The sequence below is a fragment of the Marinomonas piezotolerans genome, assembly GCF_003362755.1.
Classification (GTDB): domain Bacteria; phylum Pseudomonadota; class Gammaproteobacteria; order Pseudomonadales; family Marinomonadaceae; genus Marinomonas; species Marinomonas piezotolerans.
Genome location: NZ_QKRA01000023.1, coordinates 1 through 5,240, shown reverse-complemented (window position 1 = coordinate 5,240; position 5,240 = coordinate 1). Strand labels below are relative to the sequence as shown.

Sequence of the window (5,240 nt, the reverse complement as noted above, 5' to 3'; positions counted from 1 at the left end):
CACTGAGCTGACCACTGAGCTGACCACTGAGCTTAATGCCCGTAAAAAACAATACAACTACTATCGTGACCAGTTGTTGAGTTTTGAAGAAGGGGAAGTGGAGTGGAAGACGTTGGGCGAACTGGCAGAAAACCTAGACTCTAAGAGAAAACCAATAACAAGTGGCTTAAGAGAAGCTGGGGAAATTCCATATTACGGCGCCTCAGGTATTGTTGATTACGTTAAAGACTATATTTTTGATGGAGATTTCCTATTAGTCTCGGAGGATGGCGCAAATTTGCTGGCTAGAAATACTCCTATTGCTTTCAGCATTAGCGGGAAAACTTGGGTTAATAACCATGCACACGTACTTAAATTCGAAACGTACGCAGAGCGCCGATACGTTGAGTACTACCTAAACAGCATTGACTTAACTCCCTATATTTCTGGTGCGGCTCAGCCGAAGCTGAATAAAAAGAACATGGAGAGCATACGCATTCCAAATCCTTCGCCCGAAGAAAAAGAGCGTATTGTATCTATACTCGATAAATTTCATGCGTTAACTAGTTCGCTGAGTGAAGGCTTGCCTCGCGAAATCGACTTGCGCCAGAAGCAATATGAATATTATCGCGATTTACTATTGAGCTTCCCTAAGCCTGATACAGAGGCAGCGGCCTGATATGAGCAAGGAACTAAAGGAGATTGCTCAGGAGCTTAAGGACGCCAATAGGAAGGTGCAGTTGATCTATGCTTTTAATGGCTCAGGAAAAACTCGTTTATCGCGAGAATTCAAGGAGCTGATTGCACCCCAAAGTGATATTGAAGAAGATGATGAACCAGAGTTAGCGCGAAATAAAATTCTCTACTACAGCGCTTTTACTGAAGATCTTTTCTACTGGGATAACGATTTAGAGTCCGGTGTTGAGCCCAAACTTAAAATTCAGCCCAATACATTTACCGACTGGCTGATTGAGCTGCTTAAGGATTTGGGAGAAGACGGTAATATCATTACTAACTTTCAGCGATACGCCAACGATAAAGTGACGCCAAACTTCAATGAAGCGTATAAGCGCAAAAGCAAAGATCATAATGGCAAACTCGTGGAAATCACCATCCCAGCTTTTTCTGAAGTCACTTTTCAAGTAGCAGCAAAGCCTTCTGATTTAACCAATAACACTAGCGTAGATTCAGAAGATGGAGAGGCTAAAGTTGAAGGGCAATACGAAACAATAAAAATATCTAAAGGGGAAGAAAGTAATTTTATTTGGAGCGTTTTTTACACTTTACTGGAGCAAGTAGTTTTCACGCTGAATGAAACCGATACCACAAATCGACTGACAGATAAGTTTGATGGTTTAGAGTACGTATTTATTGATGACCCAGTAAGTTCGTTGGATGATAGTCATCTAATCGAGCTGGCAGTAGATTTGGCAGGCTTGATCAAGTCGAGCAAATCAGATCTTAAGTTTGTCACCACAACTCATAGCCCACTCTTTTATAACGTTCTGTGCAATGAGTTGAGCAATAAAGCATATGAAAAGCAGCCCGATGAAAAATTTAAACTCTCTTACAACCCGAATAAAGAGTTCAAGAAGTACCGCTTAGAAAAACAGGCCGATGGCCTTTTTCAGATACTAGACCAGCCAACCGACTCACCATTTTCATACCATCTGTTCCTACTGTCAGAGCTTAGATTGGCTATAAAGGATGGTCAGATCAGAAAGTATCACTTCAGTTTTATCCGAAATGTTTTAGAGAAGATGGCAACATTTCTGGGTTACAACTATTGGCCTGCTCTATTGCCAAAAACAGCAGAAGGCAAGCCCGATCCATTTGCTAATAGAATTCTTAATCTATCAAGTCACTCTGCCCATGCGGGCGAAGAAGTCGCGTACATTGAAGATAAAGACAAAGAAAAGCTGGATGTTTTAGTGAAATATTTGATTGAAACCTATGGTTTCAAAAAGCAGGAAGCCTAATGAGCAACTACAAAACAATTGCCGAATCGAACAATTTTATTGTTCTGGATAAATACAACAAAGAATGGCAGGTAGCCGAAAGCTATCAGAGTGAAGATGCCTTAGAGCACGAGCTAATTCAGGATCTTCAAAACCAAGGCTATGAGTTTTTACCCGGCTTAAATAACCCTGATGCCATGCTGGCCAATGTGCGCCAGCAACTGCAAACGCTCAATAACGTCCAGTTTGCTGAAGGTGAATGGCTGCGTTTTGTCGAAACTTATTTGGATAAGCCCAGCGACACCATCCTGGATAAAACCCGCAAAATTCACGATGACTATATTCACGACTTCGTATTTGATAACGGCAGTATCAAAAACATCTACCTAGTCGATAAAAAGAACATTGCTCGAAACAAAGTGCAGGTAATCAAGCAGTTCGAGCAAACTGGCAGCCATGCCAACCGCTATGATGTGACCATTCTAGTCAATGGCTTACCTCTGGTACAGATTGAGCTGAAAAAGCGCGGTGTCGCTATTCGTGAAGCCTTTAATCAGGTTCACCGCTACAGTAAAGAAAGCTTTAACAGCGAGCATTCTCTGTATAAATACTTGCAGTTGTTTGTGATCTCGAATGGCACCGACAGTCGTTATTTTGCCAATACCACCCAGCGCAATAAAAACAGCTTCGACTTCACCATGAACTGGGCGAAGGCGGATAACAGCCTGATTAAAGATCTCAAAGACTTTACCGCAACCTTCTTCCAGAAAAACACGCTGCTCAACGTGTTGCTGCATTACTCGGTGTTTGATGTCAGTAACACCTTGCTGGTCATGCGTCCCTACCAAATAGCTGCTACCGAGCGCATATTATGGAAGGTAAAAAGTTCGTTTGAAGCTAAAAACTGGAGCTGCCCAGAAAGCGGTGGTTTTATCTGGCACACCACGGGCTCTGGTAAAACCTTAACCAGCTTTAAAGCTGCACGTTTGGCGACAGAGCTGGAGTTTGTCGACAGGGTGTTTTTTGTGGTCGACAGAAAAGATCTCGACTATCAGACTATGAAAGAGTACCAGCGCTTTTCGCCTGACAGCGTGAACGGCTCAGACAGTACCGCTGGTTTAAAGCGCAATTTGGATAAAGATGATAACAAGATCGTTGTCACGACCATTCAGAAGCTCAACAATCTGATGAAGAGCGAGGGTGAACTGTCGATCTACAACAAGCAGGTCGTGTTCATATTTGATGAATGCCACCGTAGCCAGTTTGGTGAAGCCCAGAAGAACTTGAACAAGAAATTCAAACGGTTCTATCAGTTTGGCTTTACGGGCACGCCAATCTTCCCGCAAAACGCTTTAGGCGCAGAAACCACGGCTAGCGTGTTTGGTCGCGAGCTGCATTCTTATGTAATCACCGATGCGATCCGCGATGAAAAGGTGCTCAAGTTCAAGGTGGACTATAACGATGTGCGGGCACAGTTTAAGGACATTGAAACAGAGCAAGATGAGAAGAAACTCAGTGCGCTTGAAAACAAACAAGCCTTGTTGCACCCAGAGCGTATTCGTGAAATCTCCCAGTATGTTCTGAGAAACTTCCGCCAGAAGACACACCGATTACAGTCTAATGCTAAGGGCTTCAATGCCATGTTTGCCGTGAGCAGTGTAGATGCGGCTAAGTTGTATTATGAATCCCTCAACAAACTGCAAAAAGACTCAGACAAGCCTCTGAAAATCGCCACCATTTTTTCTTTTGCTGCGAACGAAGAGCAGGATGCAGTAGGAGATATCTTGGATGAGAGCTTCGATGTCTCAGCGATGAACAGCAGCGCTAAAGAGTTTTTAAATGCAGCGATAGGCGATTACAACGCCTTCTTTAAAACCAACTTCAGTGTCGATAGCAACGGCTTCCAGAACTACTATCGTGATTTGGCCAAGCGGGTTAAATCTAAAGAGATCGACTTATTGATAGTGGTAGGCATGTTCTTAACCGGCTTCGATGCGCCGACGCTTAATACCTTATTTGTGGATAAGAACCTGCGTTACCACGGATTGATGCAGGCCTTTTCGCGCACGAACCGCATTTATGACGCTACCAAAACTTTCGGCAATATTGTCACCTTCCGAGATCTGGAGCGTGCCGCGGTAGATGCTATTACCCTGTTTGGGGACAAGAACACCAAGAATGTAGTGCTAGAGAAAAGCTACAAGGAATACATGGAAGGCTTTACGGATGTGGTGACAGGTGAAGCACGGCGAGGCTTTATGGACGTAGTGACCGAGTTAGAACAGCGCTTCCCTGATCCCTCAGCGATTGAGAAAGAGTCCGACAAGAAAGACTTTGCCAAACTGTTCGGTGAGTACCTGCGTGTAGAAAACGTGCTGCAAAACTATGATGAATTTGCCACCTTGAAGGCCCTTCAAGACGTAGACATGAGCGATGAAGAAGCCGTTGAAGCGTTTAAGGCCGAGCATTACTTAGATGATGAAAAACTGGCTGAGTTGCAGACCATACGCCTTCCCGTCGAGCGTAAGATTCAAGACTACCGTTCGACGTACAACGATGTGCGCGATTGGCAGCGCCGACAGAAATCAGCAGATGAAAAGGAAAAGTCCACCATCGACTGGGATGATGTGGTCTTTGAAGTGGACTTGCTCAAGTCCCAAGAGATCAATCTCGATTACATTTTGGAGCTGATTTTTGAGCACAACAAAAAGAACAAGAGCAAGGCTGAGCTCATTGAAGAAGTCCGCCGTCTGATTCGAGCAAGCCTTGGTAACCGAGCCAAAGAGAGCCTGATCGTAGACTTTATTAACCAGACTAACCTTGATGATATTGGTGATAAGGCCAGTATTATTGATGCCTTCTTCACCTTTGCCCAGGCTGAACAGCGAAGAGAAGCTAAGGAATTGATTGAATCCGAAGGTCTCAATGAAGATGCGGCTAAGCGTTATATCTCAGCATCATTGAAACGAGAGTATGCCAGTGAAAATGGTACGGCGCTGAATGAAACTCTTCCTAAGATGAGCCCACTTAACCCTCAATACAAAACTAAAAAGCAGAGTGTTTTCCAAAAGATTGCGATGTTTGTAGAGAAGTTTAAAGGTGTTGGTGGGAATGTTGAGTAAGAGAACAACGCAGAGCTAATTTTAAGACTGTCATCACGCAATCACTCCCGTGATGCGTGGTGACAAAAATATAAAAATGTCACCATCTAGAATGGTAACCTATGGACAATTTGGAAGCCGCCTACAATGCAGAGAAATCATGGCCTACAGCCCTTGTCACCAGTGACGAATGTTACGGGTG

The 5,240-nt window shown here is 43.9% G+C and carries 3 protein-coding genes; all 3 read left to right on the top strand.

Annotated features, from left to right (window positions below; all coding sequences use genetic code 11):
- Positions 1 to 658: restriction endonuclease subunit S (locus tag DN730_RS18975; protein ID WP_170139039.1), on the top strand; the 658-nt coding region annotated here is incomplete at its 5' end.
- A gap of 1 nt (position 659) precedes the next feature.
- Positions 660 to 1,958 (top strand): anticodon nuclease, encoded by a 1,299-nt coding sequence (locus tag DN730_RS18970; RefSeq protein WP_115469692.1) that lies wholly within the window; start codon positions 660 to 662, stop codon positions 1,956 to 1,958.
- Complete coding sequence (locus tag DN730_RS18965; protein ID WP_115469691.1) at positions 1,958 to 5,059, top strand: HsdR family type I site-specific deoxyribonuclease; 3,102 nt, start codon at positions 1,958 to 1,960, stop codon at positions 5,057 to 5,059. Before DN730_RS18970 ends, DN730_RS18965 begins: the two co-directional genes overlap by 1 nt.
- Positions 5,060 to 5,240 lie beyond the last annotated feature (181 nt).

Excerpts from the sequence above, each read along its gene's own strand:
- DN730_RS18970 (WP_115469692.1), top strand. The coding sequence starts at position 660 with ATGAGCAAGGAACTAAAGGAGATTGCTCAGGAGCTTAAGGACGCCAAT.
- DN730_RS18965 (WP_115469691.1), top strand. The coding sequence starts at position 1,958 with ATGAGCAACTACAAAACAATTGCCGAATCGAACAATTTTATTGTTCTG.